The organism is Streptococcus anginosus subsp. whileyi MAS624 (assembly GCF_000478925.1).
Taxonomy (GTDB): domain Bacteria; phylum Bacillota; class Bacilli; order Lactobacillales; family Streptococcaceae; genus Streptococcus; species Streptococcus whileyi.
On sequence record NZ_AP013072.1, the window covers coordinates 704,348 to 727,867 of the forward strand.

At 39.1% G+C, this 23,520-nt stretch carries 22 protein-coding genes, 4 pseudogenes and 1 riboswitch; of the genes and pseudogenes, 18 read left to right on the plus strand and 8 right to left on the minus strand.

Annotated elements, in window-relative coordinates; all coding sequences use genetic code 11:
• Window positions 1-225, plus strand: a riboswitch (FMN riboswitch).
• A 148-nt stretch (window positions 226-373) separates the two neighbouring features.
• Genes ANG_RS03625 through ANG_RS03655 form a run of 7 tightly spaced genes read left to right on the plus strand, consistent with a single transcriptional unit; the run spans window position 374 to window position 5,786 of the window.
• Entirely contained in the window at window positions 374-937 is a 564-nt protein-coding gene (locus tag ANG_RS03625; RefSeq protein ID WP_003031637.1) for an ECF transporter S component, read from the plus strand.
• Window positions 927-1,577 carry a phosphatase PAP2 family protein gene (locus ANG_RS03630; RefSeq protein ID WP_025271673.1) on the plus strand — a complete coding sequence of 217 codons (651 nt, stop codon included), beginning with the start codon at window positions 927-929 and terminating at the stop codon, window positions 1,575-1,577. The genes ANG_RS03625 and ANG_RS03630 overlap by 11 nt, the downstream gene beginning before the upstream one ends.
• Window positions 1,578-1,598: 21 nt before the next feature.
• Window positions 1,599-1,925, plus strand: coding sequence for an MGMT family protein (locus ANG_RS03635; protein ID WP_003038632.1), 327 nt, complete (start codon window positions 1,599-1,601; stop codon window positions 1,923-1,925).
• A gap of 41 nt (window positions 1,926-1,966) precedes the next feature.
• Window positions 1,967-2,911: a tRNA modification radical SAM protein MnmL/YtqA gene (gene mnmL, locus ANG_RS03640; RefSeq protein WP_003023668.1), complete on the plus strand. Its 945-nt coding sequence runs from the start codon at window positions 1,967-1,969 to the stop codon at window positions 2,909-2,911.
• A complete protein-coding gene (gene mnmM, locus ANG_RS03645; protein WP_003038596.1) occupies window positions 2,905-3,453 on the plus strand; it encodes a tRNA 5-(aminomethyl)-2-thiouridylate-methyltransferase MnmM in 549 nt (182 codons plus the stop codon). The genes mnmL and mnmM overlap by 7 nt, the downstream gene beginning before the upstream one ends.
• Window positions 3,454-3,465: 12 nt before the next feature.
• A complete protein-coding gene (locus tag ANG_RS03650; RefSeq protein WP_003038587.1) occupies window positions 3,466-3,720 on the plus strand; it encodes a hypothetical protein in 255 nt (84 codons plus the stop codon).
• Between the two features lie 11 nt (window positions 3,721-3,731).
• Window positions 3,732-5,786: a cation:proton antiporter gene (locus ANG_RS03655; protein ID WP_003038639.1), complete on the plus strand. Its 2,055-nt coding sequence runs from the start codon at window positions 3,732-3,734 to the stop codon at window positions 5,784-5,786.
• A 70-nt stretch (window positions 5,787-5,856) separates the two neighbouring features.
• On the opposite strand, the gene ANG_RS03660 is transcribed toward ANG_RS03655, so the two are convergent.
• The 3 genes from ANG_RS03660 to ANG_RS03670 all read right to left on the minus strand — a co-directional run bounded on the left by ANG_RS03660 (window position 5,857) and on the right by ANG_RS03670 (window position 7,869).
• Entirely contained in the window at window positions 5,857-6,156 is a 300-nt protein-coding gene (locus tag ANG_RS03660) for a DUF1827 family protein (protein ID WP_003038529.1), read from the minus strand.
• A gap of 84 nt (window positions 6,157-6,240) precedes the next feature.
• Window positions 6,241-6,669: an NUDIX hydrolase gene (locus ANG_RS03665; protein ID WP_038677223.1), complete on the minus strand. Its 429-nt coding sequence runs from the start codon at window positions 6,667-6,669 to the stop codon at window positions 6,241-6,243.
• Window positions 6,670-6,744: 75 nt separating this feature from the next.
• Complete coding sequence (locus ANG_RS03670) at window positions 6,745-7,869, minus strand: PTS sugar transporter subunit IIC (protein WP_003031278.1); 1,125 nt, start codon at window positions 7,867-7,869, stop codon at window positions 6,745-6,747.
• 348 nt (window positions 7,870-8,217) lie between these two features.
• On the opposite strand from ANG_RS03670, the pseudogene ANG_RS11095 reads away from it, so the two are divergent.
• Window positions 8,218-8,379 (plus strand): annotated as a pseudogene (locus ANG_RS11095) (GyrI-like domain-containing protein); the annotation flags it as partial.
• A 43-nt stretch (window positions 8,380-8,422) separates the two neighbouring features.
• On the opposite strand, the gene ANG_RS03675 reads toward ANG_RS11095, so the two are convergent.
• Window positions 8,423-10,702, minus strand: a complete 2,280-nt coding sequence (locus ANG_RS03675) for an ATP-dependent Clp protease ATP-binding subunit (RefSeq protein ID WP_003038586.1) — start codon at window positions 10,700-10,702, stop codon at window positions 8,423-8,425.
• A gap of 238 nt (window positions 10,703-10,940) precedes the next feature.
• On the opposite strand from ANG_RS03675, the gene ANG_RS03680 reads away from it, so the two are divergent.
• From ANG_RS03680 to feoB, 3 genes and pseudogenes are all read left to right on the plus strand, one after another.
• Window positions 10,941-11,171, plus strand: a complete 231-nt coding sequence (locus tag ANG_RS03680; protein WP_003023686.1) for a DUF1797 family protein — start codon at window positions 10,941-10,943, stop codon at window positions 11,169-11,171.
• 165 nt (window positions 11,172-11,336) lie between these two features.
• Window positions 11,337-11,812, plus strand: a pseudogene (locus tag ANG_RS03685) (FeoA family protein).
• Window positions 11,809-13,245 (plus strand): annotated as a pseudogene (gene feoB, locus ANG_RS03690) (ferrous iron transport protein B); the annotation flags it as partial. The pseudogenes ANG_RS03685 and feoB, both read left to right, overlap by 4 nt.
• Before the next feature lie 30 nt (window positions 13,246-13,275).
• Here the strand turns inward: feoB and ANG_RS10880 are convergent.
• Window positions 13,276-14,627, minus strand: a protein-coding gene (locus ANG_RS10880) for an IS3 family transposase (protein ID WP_148290573.1) whose coding sequence is annotated in 2 segments (ribosomal slippage) — window positions 13,276-14,165 and window positions 14,165-14,627 — 1,353 coding nt in all. Because the reading frame shifts where the segments join, the coding sequence is not laid out codon by codon here.
• Between the two features lie 58 nt (window positions 14,628-14,685).
• Here ANG_RS10880 and ANG_RS03705 point away from each other — a divergent pair.
• From ANG_RS03705 to ANG_RS03710, 3 genes and pseudogenes are all read left to right on the plus strand, one after another.
• Window positions 14,686-15,402: pseudogene (locus ANG_RS03705) on the plus strand (nucleoside recognition domain-containing protein); the annotation flags it as partial.
• Window positions 15,403-15,410: 8 nt separating this feature from the next.
• On the plus strand, window positions 15,411-15,545 hold the full coding sequence (locus ANG_RS10885; protein ID WP_003031275.1) for a FeoB-associated Cys-rich membrane protein: 135 nt from the start codon (window positions 15,411-15,413) through the stop codon (window positions 15,543-15,545).
• A 73-nt stretch (window positions 15,546-15,618) separates the two neighbouring features.
• Window positions 15,619-16,161, plus strand: coding sequence for a ClbS/DfsB family four-helix bundle protein (locus tag ANG_RS03710; RefSeq protein ID WP_003036027.1), 543 nt, complete (start codon window positions 15,619-15,621; stop codon window positions 16,159-16,161).
• Between the two features lie 524 nt (window positions 16,162-16,685).
• Here the strand turns inward: ANG_RS03710 and ANG_RS03715 are convergent.
• From ANG_RS03715 to ANG_RS03725, 3 genes are read right to left on the minus strand one after another with little or no spacing between them, the layout of a single operon-like run.
• Window positions 16,686-18,074 (minus strand): ABC transporter permease, encoded by a 1,389-nt coding sequence (locus ANG_RS03715; RefSeq protein ID WP_003036216.1) that lies wholly within the window; start codon window positions 18,072-18,074, stop codon window positions 16,686-16,688.
• A 22-nt stretch (window positions 18,075-18,096) separates the two neighbouring features.
• Window positions 18,097-18,744, minus strand: coding sequence for an ABC transporter ATP-binding protein (locus tag ANG_RS03720; protein WP_003023699.1), 648 nt, complete (start codon window positions 18,742-18,744; stop codon window positions 18,097-18,099).
• 11 nt (window positions 18,745-18,755) lie between these two features.
• On the minus strand, window positions 18,756-20,048 hold the full coding sequence (locus ANG_RS03725; RefSeq protein ID WP_003036265.1) for an ABC transporter permease: 1,293 nt from the start codon (window positions 20,046-20,048) through the stop codon (window positions 18,756-18,758).
• 267 nt (window positions 20,049-20,315) lie between these two features.
• Between ANG_RS03725 and ANG_RS03730 the strand changes: the two genes are divergently transcribed.
• The 4 genes from ANG_RS03730 (at window position 20,316) to ANG_RS03745 (ending at window position 23,443) form a co-directional block, all read left to right on the plus strand.
• Window positions 20,316-21,170, plus strand: coding sequence for a bifunctional methylenetetrahydrofolate dehydrogenase/methenyltetrahydrofolate cyclohydrolase (locus ANG_RS03730; protein ID WP_003036179.1), 855 nt, complete (start codon window positions 20,316-20,318; stop codon window positions 21,168-21,170).
• A gap of 307 nt (window positions 21,171-21,477) precedes the next feature.
• A complete protein-coding gene (locus ANG_RS03735; RefSeq protein WP_003036234.1) occupies window positions 21,478-22,335 on the plus strand; it encodes an NAD(P)H-hydrate dehydratase in 858 nt (285 codons plus the stop codon).
• Window positions 22,336-22,636: 301 nt separating this feature from the next.
• On the plus strand, window positions 22,637-23,248 hold the full coding sequence (locus tag ANG_RS03740; protein WP_003035977.1) for a TraX family protein: 612 nt from the start codon (window positions 22,637-22,639) through the stop codon (window positions 23,246-23,248).
• Window positions 23,249-23,443 (plus strand): TraX family protein, encoded by a 195-nt coding sequence (locus tag ANG_RS03745; RefSeq protein WP_025271676.1) that lies wholly within the window; start codon window positions 23,249-23,251, stop codon window positions 23,441-23,443.
• Window positions 23,444-23,520 lie beyond the last annotated feature (77 nt).

Here is a 23,520-nt window from a genome sequence, read left to right on the forward strand (position 1 = left end):
AAGGGTCTTCAGGGCAGGGTGAAATTCCCGACCGGCGGTAATTTGCAGCTGTTGACAATCTTTTGTTTTTATATAGCGTTGTAGTTTCTTTGTGTACCTTTGAAACGCCACTTCATTTAAAAACAAAATCTTTGCCAACTGGATAGCTGTTTTAAGTCCGCGAGCGTAAGCTGATGTGGTGCAATTCCACAACCGACAGTACAGTCTGGATGGGAGAAGACGAAAGGCAATGAAGAAGGTCTAAAAGTACAGCTTTTAAATTTTATTTAAGGAAATTTTCTTATACTATTTCAAAGGTTCCGTTGATTTAGAGAAATCGTTCTTCAGCAAGCCTTCCAGCTTCTCTAATTTTTATAAATTGGAGGAACCTGTTATGACACATACACGCAAAATGGCTGTTGTTGCCATTCTTTCAGCAATTTCATTTTTGCTGATGTTCTTTGATTTCCCGATTTTACCGGGGGCTAGCTTTTTAAAGCTAGATTTCAGTATTTTACCAATCTTACTGGGATTAGTGGTGCTGGATTTAGGTGGTGCTTTGAGCATTTTATTGGTTCGTTCGGCGCTCAAACTGCTGCTGAACAATCAAGGCGTCAATACTTATATTGGCTTGCCGATGAATATCATTGCGGTTGCTGTTTTCGTAATTGCTTTTGCTTTGATTTGGAAAAAAGAGCAGACAACCGTTCGTTTTCTAATCGCTTCTGTGGTGGGGACGCTCGGATTGACCTTGGCAATGCTGATTCTCAACTATGCCTATGCTATTCCACTCTATGCAACATTTGCTAATTTTGATATTTCAAAGATTCTGGGCGTGGCAAACTATCTATTTGCAATGGTCATTCCATTTAATCTATTAGAAGGTGTGGTTTTTGCAGTTGCTTTCTGGCTGATTTATCTGCTTTTGAAACCAATTTTAATCAAGTATGAAAAATAAACAAACGTTTTTAACCAAGGGCTCTTTTGCCCTTTTACTTTTTGTGATTTTAGGATATGTTGTCAAGTTTCATCCTAATTATTTAAAAGGCTTTGATTGGCCAATTCAGACAATTTTGCGTGGGGATTTACCAGATTCTTTGACATTTTTCTTTTCTAACGTGACAAGTCTAATCAACATACCCGTTATTATAACTTGGGTTGTAGTTTTAGTTGGTCTTTTCCTTTATAAAAAATGGTGGAGTGAGGCGATTCTTTTGGCTGGAAATCTTGCTTTGACGGGAATTTTAGTGGCTCTTTTGAAAAATGTCTATCAACGTCCTCGTCCTACGATCCAACATTTAGTAGAAGAAGGTGGATTTTCTTTTCCGAGTGGACATGCCTTGGCTTCGACATTAGTTGTTGGGGCGTTAGTGATTATTGTGAGCCAGCGCGTGAAAAATCGTCATCTCAGACATTTGCTGCAAGTGTTACTCATGGTATTCATTCTTACAATCATGACATCTCGCGTTTATCTAGGAGTTCATTATCCAACAGATGTTTTAGGAAGTCTTTTCTTAGGTTTAGGGATGTTGCATATTGAATTTCCTTATTATGATAAGTTGCGCTTCCAATGGCGTTTTATAAGAAAACAAAATTAGGTTGTCACAAGGGAAATGCTGATGAATAAAGTATTGAATGAAAAATTAATAAATCAAATTTTATCAGTTGTAGCCTGCATTCCTGTGGGAAAAGTGGCTACCTATGGACAAATTGCGCAGTTGATAGGGCGAGAAAGAAATGCTCGTTTAGTGGGGCGCGTGCTGTCTCAAGCAGAACTTTATGGGAAATTTCCTTGCCATCGTGTGGTTAATTCCGCAGGACGCTTAGCGCCAGCGTGGGAGGAGCAGAGACATCTCCTTTGGGCCGAAGGAGTGACTTTTAAAACGAATGGCTGTGTGGATTTGAAAAAGCACCAATGGAAGCCAACGGACATTAGTAAAGTGTAAATGGAACTCCGAACGCGAGTTCTGTTTTATTTTGTGGTACAATGAAAGTTATGAAACCATATAATTCGTTAAATGCTTATTATCGAAAACTATTTGGAGAGAAGACCTTTAAAGTTCCGATTGATGCTGGCTTTGATTGCCCTAATCGAGACGGAACGGTAGCTCATGGTGGCTGTACTTTTTGTACGGTATCTGGGTCAGGTGATGCCATTGTAGCACCAGAAGCACCGATTCGTGAGCAATTTTACAAGGAAATTGATTTTATGCATCGAAAGTGGCCTGAAGTCAAGAAATATCTAGTTTATTTTCAAAATTTCACCAATACCCATGATAAGGTGGAGGTCATTCGTGAGCGATATGAGCAAGCCATCAATGAGCCAGGAGTTGTAGGTATTAACATTGGAACCAGACCAGACTGCCTGCCTGATGAGACGATTGCTTATCTAGCAGAATTATCTGAACGCATGCATGTGACGGTAGAGCTGGGCTTGCAGACGACTTATGAAGCTACTTCGCAATTGATTAACCGCGCACATTCCTATGAATTATATGTTGAAACGGTTCAACGTCTGCGGAAATTTCCAAAAATCGAGATTGTCTCCCACTTAATCAATGGCTTGCCTGGTGAAACTCATGAAATGATGATAGAAAATGTTCGCCGCTGTGTGACAGACAATGACATTCAAGGGATTAAATTACATCTTTTGCATTTAATGACCAACACACGCATGCAACGAGATTATCATGAAGGACGCTTGCAGCTGCTTAGCCAAGATGAGTATGTTTCTATTGTCTGTGATCAATTAGAAATAATCCCTAAACATATCGTCATTCATCGAATTACAGGGGATGCGCCACGAGATATGTTAATTGGCCCTATGTGGAGTCTCAATAAATGGGAAGTGCTAAATGCGATTGAGCAAGAAATGAACCGTCGTGGCAGTGTTCAAGGATGTAAGGCAAAGGAGCAGCGATTTATATGTTAAGACCATTGCAAATGGCACATGCCTTTTTATCAGAAGTCATAACCAAAGAAGATATAGTCGTAGATGCTACTATGGGAAATGGATATGATACTCTTTTCTTGGCACAATTAGCTAAAAAAGTCTATGCTTTTGATATTCAAGAGCAAGCTATTGAGCAAACCACCAAGCGCTTGGCAGAAGCTAAATTGGACAATGTTGAACTGCTTTTGACAGGTCACGAAAATGTGGCTCAATATGTTGAAAGTATTAAAGCAGCTATTTTTAATCTAGGCTATCTTCCGTCGGCAGATAAAACAGTGATTACGCAGCCACATACAACTATTCAGGCTTTGGAAAAATTATGTCAGCGTTTAGTAGCTGGCGGTCGGATTGCAATCATGATTTACTATGGGCATGCAGGTGGCGATGTGGAGCGAGATGCAGTTTTAGACTTTGTTAGTCAATTGCCGCAGCAGGAATTTACTGTCGCCCTTTATAAAACAATCAACCAAATCAATCAGCCCCCCTTTTTAGTGATGATTGAGAAATTGAAAATGACCTAAGTGGAGAGAAAAATGGATAAGCAATATCTACATGAAAAATTGAGCTGCTTGCGCAGTCAATATCTAGATTCAACCAATGGAGAAATCTTAGCAAAGCAAGTAAATGATGCGCAGATGAGCAAAAAAATGCTTCGGATTAAAAAAAAATTAGTCAATCTTGAAATGGAGCGCTGTCAAAAAATGATTGAGCATCGCGATTTATCGAAAATAGAGCAAAAAATCTCCGAGCAGAAGATGCTTTTTGAAAAATGCTGTAGGCAAAAATAAAGGAGGAAAAGGTGGACTTACTCCTTTATATTATTATCTTTTTATCTGTTCTGATTGTTTCAAATGCCACCAACAAGCTATTTCCAAGCTTGCCAACGCCACTCATACAAATTCTATTAGGGATTGGCTTGGGATTTTTCATTCCAGTTGGAACGTTTCATTTAGAGACGGAGCTGTTTCTAGCTTTAATCATTGGACCGCTACTGTTTCGAGAAGCAGAAGAAAGCGATATTACCAGTATTCTTAAGCATTGGAAGATTGTTATTTATCTGATTTTTCCAGTTATTTTTCTATCAACTTTTAGTCTTGGCTTTTTGTCACATTGGCTATGGGTGTCCCTTCCTCTTGCAGCTTGTATCGCAGTTGGAGCCGCCTTGGGTCCGACTGATTTAGTAGCTTTTGCGTCCTTATCTGAGCGCTTTACCTTTCCAAGACGTGTAGAAAATATTTTGAAAGGGGAGGGCTTGCTAAATGATGCGAGTGGTTTAGTTGCCTTTCAATTTGCCCTGACGGCTTGGACAACAGGGAAATTTTCAGCTCAGGAAGCCAGCACCTCACTTATCCTTTCAATCATTGGCGGTTTTATTGTGGGTGGTCTAACTGCTTTTTTAAATCGTCAGTTGCAAAAGCTGCTGTATACGGTGCGAGCTTCAGACACAGCAGGAGAGTTGTTGTTAGAATTAAGTTTACCGTTGCTGACATTCTTTTTGGCCGAAGAACTCCATGTATCAGGAATTATTGCAGTGGTTGTGGCAGGGATTTTTAAGGCTAGTCGTTTTAAAAGGATTACTTTATTAGAAGCTCAAGTTGATACCGTGACAGATACGATTTGGAAAACTGTCACATTTATGCTGAATGGAGCGGTCTTTGTCATTTTAGGAATTGAGTTAGAAACGATAGCTGAACCCATTTTGAAAAGTCCGGTTTATGATAATCTTCGACTCCTTCTGACAATTCTTTTACTGACGATTGTGCTATTTGCCATTCGTTTTGTCATGATTTATGGCTTTTATTTCTGGAGAAGTCTGCGTTTGAAAAAGAGAATGTCGAAATATTGGAGAGACATTGCTCTGTTAACTTTTTCAGGCGTGAAAGGAACGGTGTCTATTGCGACCATTCTCTTGATTCCAACAGCGTTAGAACAAAAGTATCCTCTCTTGCTTTTCTTGGTGGCTGGGGTTACGTTGCTTAGTTTTTTGACAGGGCTTGTAATATTACCTCGTTTATCAGAAAACAAAGAAGAATCATCCGACTACCTCATGCATATTGCTATTTTAAATGATGTTGTCCAAGAATTGGAAGAAGATTTGAAACATACCAAAGTTAAGGCTCCGCTTTACGCGGCTATTGATAATTATCATGGACGAATCGAGCATCTTATCCTAGAGCAGGAAGGAAAATCTGTTCAAAAAGATTTGACAGATTTGCAATTGCTGATGCTGAGTATTGAAAGTGACGGCTTGGAACAAGCCTACGAAGAAAGAAAAATAAGCAACCGTGCCTATTCCATTTACCAACGTTATTTATGGAATATGGAGCAAAGAATCAACCGCAACCTTGCTTCGCGCTTCACTTATTTTTTGATCAGCTTTTTCAGAATGACTCGCTTATTGCTGCATGAGATTGTTACATTTGGCTCTACTTTCCGTAATTGGCTCAATCAAGATAGAGCAAAGCCTAGTAAGGCTGAAAGAGAAGAGATTGCCGAACTGTATCTAGCCAATACAGAAGTAATTATCGGGAGTTTAGAAAATCTGAAGGGTGTTTATAATACTGCGCTTATCAATTTCTTGCAAGATTCGCGCATTCGTGAGACAGCAATTATTGAAAGCAGTGCTTTTATTGAACGGGTTATCACGCGTATCAAACCGAATAATATCAAGGAAATGCTACGAGGCTATTATTTGGAGCGGAAGATTATTTTTGAATATGAACACGAAAAGCTGATTTCAGCTAGTTATGCAAAATTTCTCCGTCAAAATGTCAATAATTTAGAAAATTATTCTCTCAAAGAAACCGCCAATACATTACCATACGACATGATGAACTATGTCAGACAGAAATAAAACGGGAGTGGATTGAGCACTTAGTTGCGAATTCACTCTTTTTTAAACAAAAAAATAAGCCTTGACAGGCTTATTTAGTTGGGATGGATATTTCAATGAGGTTTGTTGAATAGAGTGTCTTAATTCGAGAAGCATCAATCGATTTTGTATCAATTTTTCGTTTCAAAAAAAATTCTCGAATTTTTTCAACTTCTTGTTCGCGAATGGCGCGGTGTTTATTTGAAATCAGAATTTCATAATGAAAAGGTGCTTGCGTAAAGACGACGTCTGTATTTCCAGCGGAAAAAGTCTCAACTAGTGTAGCATCTGTACTTTCTAATTGACTTTGTACAAGGCTTGCATGGCTGTTTGTCGTGTTAATAAGCTTCATCTGACTTCCTCCTATATTCTATTCCTATTATAGCACTTTTTCATAAAAAATGTGAACAATTTCTCATACTTTATGATTCTTTTTTCACATTTCAATTCCCCATTTATGACTGCCACGTTTTAGTTTGGAAATAGCTTCTTCGATTGGAAACCAGGCGAGCTGATTAAAATCTTCTAAAGGTGCCTGCGATTGCTCATACTGGCTTACTTCATAAATGTAAGCAGGGTTATAAAAATAGGTATCGCGGTGGCGAGAATAAAAATATTCATCTGCTTGTCCGTAATATTGACCGATTTGAGCAGTAAAACCAAGCTCTTCAATCAGTTCACGTTTTAAGGCAGTTAAGCGATCCTCATCTTGCTCAATCTCGCCTCCGGGCAAGAACCAAGCGCCGTTGGGGGCTTGCACTAAAATTATCTTTTCTTGCTTTTCATCTGGAATAACTGCATAAACGCCATAGCGATTCACATATTGAACGTCTTCTTGCTTTTCTCCAAAAGTTGCGACTGTCATATCGTTTCCACTCTTTCTTATATGCTACTAATATCATAATGCAGAAATCAAGTGCTGTCAAGGCTTTCAAGCATTTTAAGGTTCAAATTTGAAAATATCTGCTGTGTATAAATTGAGCACTTTTTCAAAGAGAAGACGGAAAAGAATGGCAACGACTGTTGGGATGACAAGCCAAGCTAAGATTGCCAGTCCCATGGAAAGTCCGCCTGTAACAGAAGCGAAGAGTCCAGTCAGACCAACTAATCCAAAACCTGCTGATGCAGGCGTCCCGGTAATGGTGAAGAGGGGAACCAATAGTCCAGTTACAACAGAAGTTGCAATGATAGGAACATAAGAGATTGGATGTTCAAAGACATTGGTCATCATCATTTTCATTGAACCAAGGGCGACAGCAGCAGTTACACCAGGTTTATTGACGAAGAATGAATGAACAACAAGTACGATACAAGTTGTTCCGACCCCCATAGCAGAAGCACCGGCAGCGAGTCCATTTAGTCCAATGGCAAGACCGATTGCAACTGTTGAGATTGGAGCCACGATTAAGATAGCAAAAGTAACACAGATGAGAACACTCATTAAGTAAGGCTGAAGATCCGTAAAGTAGATAATTCCCTGCCCGATTAAGCTAGAAATCATTTTGACATAAGGAAGTGTAAATAGCCCCACAGTCGCAAGAAGCGATCCAACGATTGGCAGAAGAACGAAATTAAAGGATTCAAATTTTCCTTCTAGCCAGAGCAATACGAGAACGCTAAGGGCACAAATTAGCATGACATTGATAATGTCCCCTGTACCGGTCGTGTAGAATCCAGTAACCATTTTGTTTGCAGTTGCGGTAATTTCAGCAGGGGCTTTTTGCTTTTGGAGATATCCTAATAACTCTGTAGCACCCGCTAATTTACTAGAAGCACCAGAACTAACAAAAGCAATGGCTGTCAGAAGCGCAGCTTTCATTCCTTTGAAATTAAATTCCAAGGCAACCAGCGTTCCAATTACGGCAGATAAAGTGGCTTGGAAAAGAACGTTAGCCACATTCCAAGTTGCAAAGAAAGCATTATTTTTGAAAAAGTCTAAAGAGAAAATAATGGCAAAGATACAGTTAGGAAGCAAGGCTACGATAACACCAATTGCGGTTCCGTTTAGAACTTTATGCAAAAATGATTTAGGGGTAAGTGATGCGGTTGTGTTTTCTTTTGTCATAAAAAACTCCTTTATTTTTGAAAAATAAAATCCGCCCAATCCCAAATGAGAATAAGGCGGAGTCATGTAAAAATGGAGATGATTATCCCATTTTAAAACGGTAGCTACGCCTTGATAAGATACTATAAATAATGATAATAATATCTATAATCAACATAACGTAACTCCTTTTTTATTTTTCTTGTTGTCTATTATAACATCTTATTCCAAAAAAACAATAGAAAAATTGAAATTTTCTGATTATTTTGAAAAAACAGAATATCTATTATAAAAAAATATGGGAAAACAGAAGAAAAATCTTCAAACAAATTTTGCTTTTATATAAAAGTTGACACCAGGCGACAAGTTTCTTCTGACGATGAACCACAAACCTTCGCGAAAATGGATGCTTTCTGTCAAGAAAATGGGTTAAAACGCTGCACAGCATATCATCGTGAAATTTATTTGAACAATAAAAATCGCACTGCTCCAGAGAAACTAAAGACAATTTTGAGATATAGTGTTCAGTAACTAAAAAATCACTCCCTAGATTTCTAAGGAGTGACTTTCATGCTTAATTAGCATTGTTATCTGCTGGTTTTTGGATTTCTTTGTCGGCTTCATTTTCAGCTTTTTTAGACGATTTGATGACAATTTTACCGTTGCTTGTCATGACAGCCTTGAGTTCTTTTTCACTTGGGTGTTCAAGGTAGTAGTCAGTAATGGCGTCTTCGATGTGATCTTGGATTGTCCGACGCAGAGGACGAGCTCCCATTTTCGGATCGTAACCCAAGTCAACTAATTTTTCCTTGACTTTGTCTGTCACGTCTAGGTGAATGTCATTTGTTGCAAGTCGTTCATTGACATCTTTTAGCATCAAGTCTACGATTTTTAAGAGATTTTCCTTATCAAGGGACTTAAATTCGATAATACCGTCAAAGCGGTTCATAAATTCTGGACTGAAGAAGTTGCCCAATTCACCAAGAACAGAGTTAGTCCGTCCTTCACGCGCTGCACCAAATCCGACGTTTGCTTCAACTTTTCCAGTACCGGCGTTGGAAGTCATAATGATAATCGTATCTTTGAAACTGACTGTCCGACCTTGTCCATCTGTCAGACGTCCGTCATCCAGTACCTGCAAGAACATGTGCATGACATCTGGGTGAGCTTTTTCTATTTCATCAAGTAAAATGAGAGAATAAGGATTACGACGTACACGTTCTGTTAATTGTCCAGCTTCTTCGTAGCCAACGTAACCTGGAGGCGCTCCGACGAGTTTTGCTACGCTATGTTTTTCCATATACTCACTCATATCAAAACGAATCATGCTGTCAGCTGAACCAAAGAGCTCAATCGCTAGTTGTTTAGAAAGTTCTGTTTTGCCGACACCGGTTGGCCCAACAAAAAGGAAAGAACCAATTGGTCGGTCTGGTGTACCTAGTCCAACTCGATTACGGCGAATGGCCTTCGCAATTTTATCAACAGCATCATCTTGACCAATGACATGAGCTTTCAAATCATCGGCTAGACTAATCAGTTGCGATTGTTCCTTTTCTTTTAAGTCACCAACTGGGATATTTGTTTTTTGCTCAATGATATACTCAATGGTTTTTTCACTGATGATAGGCGTGTCTTGGTTTACCATTTTATTTTGCTGCATTTCTTTGTATTTAGCAATTTGGTCACGGAAATAAGCAGCTTTTTCAAAATCCTCATCACGAGTAGCTTGTGCCTTGAGGTTTTCAGCTTCTACCAATCGTTGATCAATGACTTTTGGATCTACAAAGTTAAGTGTCAGATTCATCTTAGAGCCTGCTTCGTCTAGCAAGTCAATGGCCTTATCAGGCAAGAAGCGATCTTGGATATAACGATTGGACAAGACAGCTGCTGCTTCAATGGCATCGTCTGTGTATCTGACGTGGTGATAGTCTTCGTATTTCTTTTGAATACCTTTGAGGATAGTGATCGTTTCTTCAACTGTTGGTTCATCAACTTTTACAGGCTGCATACGGCGTTCCAGTGCAGCATCTTTTTCGATAATCCGGTATTCATTGAGAGTTGTGGCACCGACTAATTGGAGTTCACCGCGAGCAAGTGCTGGTTTTAGGATATTTCCAGCATCCATATTTCCATCGCCAGCAGAACCAGCTCCAACGATTTCATGGATTTCATCAATGAATAGAATCACATCCTGACGAGAACGGATTTCCTCCATGAGTTTTTGCATTCGTTCTTCAAATTGACCACGGATACCAGTTCCTTGCACTAGGCTGACTACATCTAAACGGATGACTTCTTTTCCTTGGAGTTTATGTGGAACATCACCGTCCACAATCTTCTGGGCCAAGCCTTCTACAACAGCTGTTTTACCGACACCGGGTTCTCCTATGAGGACTGGATTGTTCTTTGTTCGACGGTTGAGAATTTCAATGACGCGGACGATTTCCTCATCACGACCGATGACAGGGTCAATTTCACCGCGCCGAGCAAATTCGGTTACATTGATACCAAATTCTTCTAGGAGGCCTTTAGGCTGTTGCGGAGCTTGCTGGCGTGCACCTCCACCTTGATTGGAACCGTAACCTCCATTGCCGTAACCGCCTCCAGATTGAGTCGGAGGGGTTTGTGGTTCTTGATGATTTTGGAAATTTCCAAGATTATTAAAGAAATCATCAAACGGGTCTAAGTTGTTTTGATTATTCATATTGGTCATTCCACGAAACAGAGCATTATTGGGGTCTGTTTTCATGATTTGATAACAATTTTGACAGAGGTCAACTTGGTGTTGTTTTCCATTCACATTTGTGTAAAGGTGAATGGTTGATTCATTTATTTTACAATTTTGACAAAGCATGTGCTACCTCTTTCTTTTAAAATTTGTTTGGCTGACGCTAATTGGTCAATAATAGTCAAAGTTCTCAGTTTTATTATAGCAGTATTCTAAAACATTGCAAGAATAAAGTGTTAAAAGACAGATTTTTGTACTGAAGCGTTTTATTTTGTGTTAAATTTATCAAAAACAGGGCTTTTACTGGTATTTCATCTTTCATTTGTGGTAAAATAGTAACGTATAAATGAATAGGAGAAGGAAAATGGAATCACATTTAGTAAGAATTATCAATCGTTTAGATGCTATGACAAAAGATGGCGGCAATTTGAAACGCAATTTTGAGCGTGACGGAGTTGTTGTAGCAGAAGTAGCTTATAGCTATGACGAAGAAAATGGCTCAGTATTCACTCTTCGTGATGTAGCAGCGCGTGAAACTTATACATTTGACAGTATTGATTTGATTGCTATGGAAATTTATGAATTGTTGTATTAATTTGCTAGTCTCTAATAAGATATCCTCTAGGCACCTGCTTAGGGGGTATTTAATTTACAATAATTTTTATTTATCTATCTTAGAATTGTCAGAAATTCTTAGAAAAAAGTGGTATACTAATAATGATAGTAAGCATATGTCTTGACAAACAGAAAAGGAGAGAGTATGGATTTATCTCAAATGAAATTAGTAACAGAATATGAAATGTCGGAATTGATTTAGAGGAAGCGAGCGTCCGTCATTTAGCAGATTTAGGGATTAAGATAGGAAGTTTTATTCAAATCATTTCAAAAACAAACGACACAGCTATTCTCTTAGTTCGAGCTGCGAGGATTGCCTTGGATAATTCTATTTTGAAAAAGCTGGATGTTGTGCCAAAGGGCAGTAGCAAATCTTCTTTTCCTTTATCTGAGTTGGCTGTTGGAGATGTGGCATACATTGAAGCAATTCATGCGGATGGTGCTTTAAAACGGAGGCTGATGGATATGGGTTTGACGAAAAACACAAAAGTTCAGTTGCAGAAAGTCGCACCATTAGGTGATCCATTAGAAATTAAGTTGAGAGGTTACGATTTGACGTTGAGAAAGTCAGAAGCGAGTCTGGTTAGTGTTGTGAAAAGCGAAAAGGGAGCAAAAGGATGAAAGAATTAGCGCTTGCGGGAAATCCGAATAGTGGAAAGACCAGTTTATTTAACATTCTAACCGGTAGTAGCCAGCATGTGGGAAATTGGCCTGGTGTCACTGTCGAGAAGAAAAGTGGTCTGTTTCGTAAAAATAAAGATATTATTATTCAAGATCTACCGGGAATTTACTCGTTGTCGCCTTATACTTCTGAAGAAGTGATTAGTAGAAATTATCTTTTAAGCGGTAATGCAGACGGGATTTTGGATGTAGTTGACGCAACCAATTTGGAACGAAATCTATACTTGAGCTTGCAATTGATTGAGACGGGGATTCTGGTTGTGCTGGCTTTAAATATGAGCGATGTCGTTGTCGTTGAAAAACAAGGGAAATGGATCGATACGACTAAATTAAGTTATCAGCTAGGTGTACCAGTCGTTGCGACTAGTGCTTTGAAAAAAACAGGGATTGACCAAGTTATGCGGCAGGCCTTGCGAGAAATAGAGCGCACGGATGAAACGATCTATCCTATTTACGATAGTCATTTTGAAGCGGCTTTGTCAGAAATTATCCGTATTTTAGGAAATGCAGTGCCTCAAAAACAAGCTCGTTTTTATGCCATTAAGCTTTTTGAACGCGATAAAGAATTATCTGAACAGCTGGTATTGTCTGATTTTCAAAAAACAGAGATTGAAGATGCGATTCGGATTACGGAGGAAATCTACACTGAAGACGCAGAAACCATTGTTGTTAATGCGCGCTATGAGTTTATTGAGTCAGCAGTCAAAATGGCGCTGCAAGCTGATGTCAATCAATTGAGTTTGTCGGATAAGATTGACCGTATTGTGACCAATCGTTATTTAGCCTTGCCAATTTTTGCAGTTGTTATGTGGCTGGTCTATTTTCTCTCCATTCAAACGATTGGAACGATGGGAACGGATTGGACAAACGACATCCTCTTTGGAGAATGGATTCCAAATGGTGTTAAATCATTGCTAGAGCAATTAGCTGTAGCCGACTGGCTTCAATCTTTAATCATTGATAGGATTATCGCAGGCTGCGGAGCTGTGCTAGGCTTTGTGCCTCAGATTTTTGTCTTATTTATCTGTTTGGGTATCTTGGAAGACATCGGCTATATGAGCCGGATTGCCTTTGTGATGGATCGAATCTTTCGGCGGTTTGGTTTATCTGGGAAATCTTTTATCCCTATGTTGATTTCGACGGGGTGTGGCGTTCCTGGTGTCATGGCGAGTAGAACCATTGAAAATGAACGTGACCGTAGAATTACCATTATGACAACAACCTTTATGCCTTGTTCTGCCAAGTTGCCGATTATTTCCTTGATTGCAGGGGCATTTTTTCCTAGCAATATTTGGATTGCACCAAGCGCTTATTTCGTCGGAATGGGAGCCATTGTCTTATCAGGGATTGCTTTGAAAAAGACGGCAATTCTGTACTGCCCCCAAAAAGTTAGACAAAAAATATTAGTGAAAGGATTTAGTTCTGTACTGCACAGGACTAAGTCCTTTTAGTTTAGTTTTGCTCCGTTTATTGTTGTAATAAACAATATAAGTTGCAATAGCTTTCTCCAGCTCCTCAAGCGATTGATAACTCTTCTCATAACCGTAGAACATCTCCGATTTGAGGATGCCAAAGAAGGACTCCATCATCCCATTGTCTGGACTATTGCCCTTGCGAGACATAGATGGGACAATTCCTTTCGCTTCTAAGAATTGATGATAAGACTGGTGCTGATACTGCCAGCCTTGGTCACTGTGGAGAATGGTTCCCTTGTAGGTTTCAGCAGGAAAAGCCTTGGCTAACATTGTTCTGACCTGGTTCAAGTCAGGTGAACGTGACAAGGTAAAGGCAATGATTTCACTATTATACCCATCTAAAATAGGAGACAGGTAGAGCTTTCCATTGACGTTTGGTAAGGCAAATTCGGTTACATCTGTATAGCACTTCTCATAAGGCTTAGAAGCTTGAAATTGACGCTGAATGAGATTCTCAGCTTTCTTACCAATCTCCCCCTTGTAAGAAGAATACTTCCGTTGACGACGAATTCGAGCTTGTAGTCCCATCACTTGCATCAATCGCTGAACTTTCTTATGATTAACGTGAAAGCCACGATTTTTCAGTTCAAGATGAATCCGACGATAACCATAGTTTCCCTTGTGCTCATCATAAATCAATTGAATTTCAGCTTTTAACTCTTGATTCTTGTCTGGTTTGTCCAGCTGTTTTAGCTGGTAATAGTAAGTTGCACGAGAGAGTTTAGCTATGGCTAGTAGGAAACTTAATCGGAATCCTCCCTTGACCATCTCTCTAATTGTCTCTGCTTTTCGTGCTGTAAGGTTTTGTCCCTTAAGCGTAACTCCCTCAACTTTTTTAGATAGGCATTCTCCGTTCTAAGACGCTCGTTCTCTTCTTGAAGTCGCTCTAGTTCCGTCATTTCTTCCCAAGTTTTCTTTTTCTTACGTCCCATCTTTGGTGGTCTCCCTCTTTGTTTCTCAACAATAGTATAGCCGTTTTTCTTATATTGTGCCAGCCAATTTGGGAGAGTCCCCCTGTTAGGAAGGGCAAAATCGAGAGAGACTGACAATTGAGAACGCCCTTCAAGAAGAACTTGATGAAGGATTTTTTGCTTTAGTTCAGGAGAATAATAAGTCTTCTTACCTCTCTTGACAATGCCTACTCCATGCCTATCAATCAGCCGAATCAGATATTCGATCCCTGACTGATTGAAGTTAAACTGTTTTGATAATGACTTGAGAGTTGCGCCGCTTTTTCGCAAGTAATAGATTTGAACCTTGTCTTCATAACTTAATTTCATAAAAATAACACCCCAAAAGTTAGAGTTTTCTTGTCTAACTTTTGGGGTGCAGTTCATTCTCGGTGGTGTTGTGGCACCTTTTATCATGGAGTTGCCGAGTTACCACCTGCCACAAGTCAAAACGGTTTTGCGCTATGCTGGTCAAAAGGCTTTGAGTTTCATCAAACGAGCTGGAACGATTATCTTTGTGACTAATATTTTCATCTGGTTTGCTAGTTCCTATAACTTTAGCTTACAGGCGGTCGAAACAGAAAATAGTATTCTAGCTACCTTAGGAAAAGGATTAGCTTGGATCTTTACTCCTCTTGGATTTGGTAATTGGCGAGCAACTGTAGCAGCTATTACCGGCTTATTAGCTAAAGAGACGGTGATTTCGACTTTTGGAATTTTGTATAAAGTGACTGATGCGACAGAGACTACGAAAGAACTATGGAACAATCTCCAACAGCATTATACGGCACTTTCCGCCTATTCATTTCTTGTCTTTAACTTGCTTTGTGCCCCTTGTTTTGCAGCGATTGGTGCGATTCATCGCGAAATGGGCAATGCGAAGTGGACGTGGATTGCTCTATCTTTCCAAACATTACTGGCTTATAATGTCAGTCTTGTGATTTATCAGTTTGGTCAAGCGTTGCTATATGGAAAAGGAATATCTTCTGGAACTATTTTTGCTCTATTCGTTGTAGTAGTTGGTCTCTATTTCATCTTTAGAAAACCACGTAAAGAAAAAATAGAAGTTATCACTTTAGATAATCTGACACATCAAACAGTATAGGAGAAATCATGTCCACGATTATTGTATTTATCATTATTTTAGTTTTAGCTGGTGCAGCGCTGCACCACATCATTAAGGGGAAGGGCAACTGTGGCGATTGTGACTGTCAATGTGAAATCAAAGAAAAAATGAGACAAAAATAAAGAGAAAACTAAAAATATGACAGAGGTTGTCAGGTCATTTGTTATATGATTTATTAAAAAAGGAGAACACAACATGGTAAGACCTACTAGCAAGACTGAGTTGATTAGTGCAGCAACACAGCAATATGCAAAGCTACAGTCATTGATTTCCCGATTAACAGAAGAAGAGTTGAATACCACATTTGATTTTTCAAAAGATGAGAAACGGAAAGAAGCTCATTGGAAGAGAGATAAAAATCTTAGAGATGTTCTCATTCATCTTTATGAGTGGCAACAATTACTTCTCAATTGGGTGTATTCCAATCAAAATGGTGTCGAAAAATCGTTTTTGCCAGCACCTTATAATTGGAGAAGCTATGGTGAGATGAATGTGGCATTTTGGCAAAAACATCAACAGACACCGCTAGAAAAAGCAATCAAGTTGCTTCATCAATCACAGGAAAAAGTGCTAACCCTGGCTGAAACCTTTACAAATGAAGAGCTGTTTTCAAAGAGCGTTTATAAATGGGTTGGTGGGAGTACTCTTGGCTCCTACTTTGTCAGCTGCACATCCAGTCACTACGACTGGGCTATGAAGAAGCTGAAAGCACATCAAAAGAACTGTAAAAATCAGTAAACAATCAGTATGGTTGGGAGCAAAAATACAAACAACAATGCTCAAGCGAGCCAAATCCACAGTAGCTCATCTCGTCCGCTGGGCTGACGGAGCCAATCAAAACAGTCTCATCCTGTTCGCCGGGCTGACGGAGCAAACCAAAAGTAGTTCATCTCGTCCGCTGGGCTGACGGAGCAAACCAAAAGTAGTTCATCTCGTCCGCTGGGCTGACGGAGCAAACCAAAAGTAGTTCATCTCGTCCGCCGGGTTGACGTGGTAAACTAAAAGTAGTTCATCTCGTCCGCCGGGCTGATGGAGTAAACCAAAAGTAGTTCATCTCGTCCGCCGGGTCGACGTGGTAAACTAAAAGTCATTTATCTTTTCGACTAGGTCGACAGATCCAATCCAAAGCGGTTTATTTTATCGACCAAGTCGACAAAGCGAACCTCACGTCATTTCATCCGAGAGTCAGTCCAGCTGTCTATAAAATAAATCAGTCCGTCAACTTAGCTGACGGACCGATTTTGTCTGAATTCATTGATATCTTATTTGCTGTTATCTCCCATTAGTAAGTCTTTTGGTTGCTTACTAAGGAGCGTGATTGAAGCAATGAGGACGGAAACGATGATGATGGCAAGTCCAAAGATGACCACCTTGGTCATATCATCAGGAGATACATGTACATTGAGGCTAGTGAGGGTCTTGTTAAAGCCATCCACTTCAGCCCCGCCTCCAAGATTGGCGCTCTTACCTTCTCGAGCTAGTTTTTCAGTAATACCACTGGTAACTTGTTTTAAAATGCTATTTCCCATCACCTTGCTGACAGCACTACCTGCAAAGTAAGCACCAATGAAGCTAAATATACTTACAAAGAGAACTTCTGTGATAAATTGGAAGAAAATCTTTGTTTTGCTAATTCCCATTGAAAGCATGATTCCCATTTCTTTTCTACGACCATTGATCCATAAGAACAAGACTAGCGTAAGAACAATCGCTCCAAAGATTAGAGTTCCGATTAAGAGGTTTCCAGTAACGCCGTAAATACCGTTAATAGAAGATTGAAGTGCTGGGAAGTTGCTTGTGCTCTTAACAAGGGTGTAGGCTTCCCAATCAATAGATGATATTTCTTTTACTTTCGCCATTACTTTATCAATATCTTGGCTACCGTTTACAAAGAAAGTAGCATCTTGATAAATAGCGTTTTTATCCGTTGAACCTTGTAAAGTTTTAGTCGTTTCTAAGTCTGTGATAAAGGTATTTTCATACAATTCTTGAGGACTAGAAACGCCTCCTTTATTTTTCCCGTCAAAAATTCCGATAACTGTCACTTTAGTCGTTTTATTAGCTTTGCGAACGTTATCATAGTCATAAGTATTCGATTTTATATTAATCGTATCGCCGACTTTAAGTTTGTTCTTTTCTGCAAAATCTTTATGAATTAAAGCAACATTTTTGTCATTTTTGTTGATATGTCTACCTTCAACTAGTTTGAAGGTTTCCGCAGTAAATTTATCATCTTTAGATGAATCGTTGATACCTGTTGCCATAATGGCACGGCCGAATTTTTGTTTTCTATCTTCGCTTTCAAAGTCGGTTTCTCCAGATTCAACCAATTGGTGATCAATTAAGTCAGCGACAACATTCATTCGTTTGATGTAGCCAGAGATACCTTTAACTTTTTCCACAGCTTCGATATCTTCGCCTTTAAGATTTCCTGCTCCGCGAGGGGTACCTTGGTTCACTTCGCGGTTAATCTGCATTGAGAAACTGCTAGTGATATTTTTGAAAGTCTCTTTTGAAGCAGCGTCTGTTGCATTTTTAACAGCAATGCTGCCTAAGGTTAAGGTAGAGATGGCTAGCAGGATGAAAAAGATAATCAAGCTTTTGATTTTCTTGCGCCAGACATAAGCCAAAGCGTTTTTTATTGGTAACATATCATTTCTTCTCCTTGGGGTATCATTTCGCTTTCTTAGTGACTTCCACTAAGTTTTTATTTTTTAATTCGAGGACAACATCTGCTTGATCAGCCAGCTCTTTGCTGTGTGTCACCACAATGACACATTTATTCTTCTCTTTGGCAGAGGTGATAAGAATGTCAATAATGTCCATGGCAGTAGCAGCGTCTAGATTCCCTGTTGGTTCATCGGCTAAGATAATAGGGGCTTCTGATGCCAAAGCACGTGCAATAGCCACCCGTTGCTGCTGACCGCCAGAGAGGCGCATGACATTGCGGTGAATCTCTTTCTCGCTCAAGCCTAACCGTAACAAGATTTCTTTATCTGCATGTGGATTGACCAAACGGACATTTTCAAGAGGTGTCAGGTAGTCAATTAGATTATAATTTTGAAAGACCAAAGAGATTTGTTTACTTCTGTGGTGATTGTAGCCTTTCTCAGCAATGTCTTGATTTTCAAAGAGGATTTTTCCTTTTGTGGGAGTGTCAAGTCCTGCTAAAAGGGAAAGTAAAGTGGACTTTCCAGCACCAGATTTCCCGATGATGGCGTAAAATTTCCCTTTTTCAAATGAAGTTGTGATTTGTTGCAATACATTTTCTTGTAAAGTGTTGTACTGATAACTAACAGTATCTATTTTTAAAATCGTCATTTTTTGTCTCCTTAACTAATATCGGTTAAAATTTCCTTCGGTTTTTTATGTAAAATAATAGAGGACGAGCTCACTACGGCAAATAAGATGATGATGAGCAAAATGCCGTAGGTCACACCAATTGTTGCAAAATCTAGGTGTGGTACCACGTTTTCAAAGAGTGCCGCTGAATCAGCTCCGTCTTGTCCTTTCTTGATAAAACCTTTAAAGACCATGGTAGCCAGATAAGAACCGCTAATCGTGGATAGAACCATGCTAAACACAGAGATGATGACAAGTTCTAGCACAAATTGGGACATAATCATTGTCTTTGAAATACCAAGCGATAGGAGCACCCCGATTTCATAAACTCTCTCTCGCAACCAAAACATAAGAATCAGGGCCAGAATGATGATACTGCCGATGATGATACTAAATGTTAAGACACGAACAATCTGTTTAAAACTCGTGATAGAAGAAGAGATAGTCTCAAATGCTTTCGTATTTTTAACAAGATCTAACTTGCTCCAATCAATAGGCGCTTTCTTAACGGCGGTCACCACTTGGTCAATGTTCTTTGGATTGGCAACATAGTAAACTGCTGATGTGACCTGATAGTCAGTTGCTTTGTAGCCTGCTAAGCGTTGACTGGTTTCATAATCCAAATAAAGAGTATTTTCCGTTGCATCAGAACTCAATCCAGTTTGTTTTTCTTCTTTTTTACCAGAGAAAACCCCTGCAACTTCAACTTCTATTTCATTGCCTTTTTTAGCGTTACCATCTCGTAATGATATGCCTTGCAGTTTGAATTTGTCACCTACTTTGAGATGGTTTTGTGCTGCTAATTTTTCATGAATCAACACCTTGGAGCGGTCACTTTTTTGAAGATGTTTTCCTTTTTCCAACTTAAAGACACCGCTGACAAAGGTCGTTTCCAACTGAGAATCACTTGTTCCTAATGCTGCAACGAGATTGTTGAGAATAGGATTTTGATTGTCCCGCGTCACTCCTTGTCTCTTCTTGACAACTGTTTTATTTGTCAAGGTTGCCAGTGCATCGTATTTTAAGTTATGTTTTGAGATTTCTTTATTCTCTAACAATTTCTCTGCTGTTCTTAATGAAATGGGATTTTCAATATTCTTACTGGTGATAGCAAAGCCAGTATTTGAAGCATCATAAATCCTTTTTTCGATATTATCTGTCGTTTTCATAATCGAAAAACTACTGGATAAAGCAGTGGAAATAAATGTTAGTATCAGGAAAATCAGAACCGTTTTAACTTTTTTTCTACTGATGTAATTCAAAGCCTGTTTGGCTATTTGCATAATTTTCTTCCCTTCTTTAAATTTTTAAACTAAATTGGTACCGTGTTCTATGATAAGAAAGTTACCTTAAACTAATTTTAAGGTTTAAGATAACTTTAAGTTTTTTGACTGATTTTTTTCTGTTTTTTGTGTAAATTTTCATAAAATAGTAGAAAAAGGTGGAAAGACAAGGTTGGTTTCGCTCTATAACTTTCTATAAAAAGTCTATAGGGCAAATGAATGAATTTTTGCTATAATAGTAATGAAGAAAATAGAAATGAGGGTTATATGGCAAAGATAATCGACGGAAAAGCTTTGGCAGAAAAATTACAAGCACAACTAGCAGAGAAAGTTCGTAAACTAAAAGACCAAACAGGCTTAGTTCCTGGACTTGTAGTCATCTTGGTCGGCAATAACCCAGCTAGTCAAATCTATGTGAGAAATAAAGAACGGTCAGCTTTGGCTGCAGGACTTCGAAGCGAAGTGGTGCGTCTGCCAGAAACAACTAGTCAAGAAGAATTGCTTGCTCTGATAGACCAATACAATCAAGATTCAGCTTGGCACGGGATTTTAGTTCAGTTGCCACTGCCAAAGCATATTGATGAAGAGGCAGTGTTGTTAGCAATTGACCCTGATAAAGATGTGGACGGCTTTCATCCAATGAATATGGGACGCCTTTGGAGTGGTCATCCTGTCATGATTCCCTCCACACCTGCTGGAATTATGGAAATGTTTCATGAGTACGGTGTAGAATTAGAAGGTAAACGTGCTGTTGTCATTGGACGGAGTAACATTGTCGGAAAGCCCATGGCACAGCTTTTACTTGCTAAAAATGCAACAGTAACTCTGACGCATTCACGGACACATCACTTGTCAGAGATTACAAAAGAAGCTGATATTTTAGTTGTAGCTATTGGTCGCGGACATTTTGTGACTAAAGATTTTGTCAAAGAAGGCGCAGTCGTGATTGATGTTGGTATGAATCGTGATAAAAATGGTAAATTGATTGGCGATGTGAAATTTGATGAAGTATCTGAAATCGCAAGTCTCATTACTCCTGTACCAAAAGGGGTTGGTCCGATGACCATTACCATGCTCATGGAGCAAACCTATCGAGCGTGTAAACGGAGTTTGAAAAAATAAGAATGTCACGGGAGTGGGACAGACAGCCATGATTACTACGAACTCCCCCACAGAAAGAGTGTAATCGTGAAAATTACGTATAAAAATGGTATTTCGTAAGAAATCAAATTTGTTGCCCCACCCTGCAAGGTTGAGTAGGTTTGTAAAAGCTGATATCATCAGCGTAATAAAGGCCACTCAATTGCGTATTGAGTTTTATTCTAGAAAGTAAACGAGTCTGAGACAAAAATGTCCTAGACAGGTCTTTTTACCCTTATATAAAATAGAGGTAGACAAGGGAAATCGCAGTATGCAAAAGGAGAAAATAATGGAAGTGGTCAATTGTACATTATTGGAAAAGGTCGTTCAGCCACGTGCACTCCATAGTCACAAGGGAGATTACGGTCGCTTGTTGTTAATTGGCGGGACATATCCTTTTGGTGGAGCGATTATCATGGCAACCTTAGCTGCAGTTCATAGCGGAGCTGGTCTAGTGACGGTGGCGACGGATAGGGAAAATATCGCAGCTCTCCACGCTCATTTACCAGAAGCAATGGCTTTTGATGTACAAGATAAAAAGCTATTGACCGAGCAAGTCCAAAAAGCAGATGTAGTATTGATTGGATCAGGTTTAGCTGAAAGTAAACTTGAAAAAGCCGTTTTGCAGCTGGTAGTGGAACTTGTCAGTGAACATCAAATCTTCATCATGGACGGTGGAGCTATTTCACTTTACAGCAAAGAAACTCTGCCATTTCCAAAAGCACAGACAATTTTTACCCCGCATCAAAAAGAATGGGAGCGGTTGAGCGGACTAAAGATAGCTGAGCAAACGGTTGAAAAAAGCCAAGAAGCTGTTAATTCCTTCCCTGCTGGAACTATCGTTGTTCAAAAGAAGCACGGAACGACTATTTTTCAAAGTGGAAATGGAAACCATTTTCAACTGACTATTGGTGGTCCTTATCAAGCAACGGGTGGCATGGGAGATACTCTGGCAGGCATGATTGCGGGTTTTGCAGGGCAGTTCAAGACTAGTTCTTTACTGGAACGTGTAGCAGCAGCAGTCTATCTGCATTCAGCCATTGCAGAGGAGTTAAGCAAAGAAAACTATGTAGTCTTGCCAACAGAAATCAGTAAAGAAATCCCTAAGTGGATGAAGAAGCTAGCTAAAAAAGAAAATATGTTATAATGAAAAAGCCTGCAAAAGCATTTAAAAAATTGGAAAGTTTAACTTTTATTAGCTATTTATAAAAGTAATATTTAGCTCATGAGGCTTAGTACAAGTTGAAAGGGAGAATAAACTTTTTCAATATCCACTATCTTATGAAAATTCATTGCATCTAATGAGGTTGAGATTTTTTATCTTGACCTTATTTTTTCTGTCTTATAAAAATATCACTTTTCTTTCCGAAAATGTAAGTTTATGTAATGGAAAGAGCGGGAAATTTTCGGTAAGATTATGCTTGCTGAAAAAATGAAATGGAGAATTTATGATGTTACAATCTTTAAAGAAAATATCGAATGCAACGAACTTGAAAATTTTAGCTATTTTACTTATGTTTTTAGATCATATCTACGAAATGTTTGGTGCTTTTGGCGCCCCGATGTGGCTAACAATGCTCGGGCGCATCGTTTTTCCTCTTTTTATGTTTCTGGTAGCTGATAGTTTTTATTATACGCATAATCGAAAAGCTTATTTGAAACGGTTGCTCTTTATGACATGGTTTATGATTATTGGGGACATGATTGTCAGTTACTTTTTCACTAATGGTCAAGTTGGGCTGGCGAATAATGCTTTTGGCGCCTTTTTCTTAGTGGGCATATCTATCTGTGCTTGGGATTTGATGGTTGAGGGTATGAAAGAAAAGAAACTTTATTCATTCTGGAAAGGATTGGGCCTTTTTCATTTACCGATTCTTCTGGCTCTGCCAGCTTTGTTTCTATCGGGTTATCTAGCTAGTGAAAATATATCACCTCTTATGGTTCAAATTATTGCTTTTTTTATCATGGCTATTCCGAACATTCTCGTGGTTGAAGGAGGGGATGTCATGGTTTACCTTGGTCTTCTCTTTTATCTCTTCCGCAGACACCGCATAGCATAAATGGCGGTATTAACACTAGTCTCTTTATTCGTGTATCCAACAGATCCAACGTCTGTACAATGGATGATGGTTTTTGCGGTTATTCCAATGTATTTTTACAATGGTGAAAAGGGTCGTGGTATGAAGTTGTTTTTCTACATTTTCTATCCTGCGCATATCTATCTTTTGTATATTTTGGCAAGTTTGTTGGGCTAGGCTCTGCTTAAGATATGGGAAACTAGTCTTTCCTTTTTCGTTGAGGGCTGGAAATGATTTTTTATAGATTGTTTGGT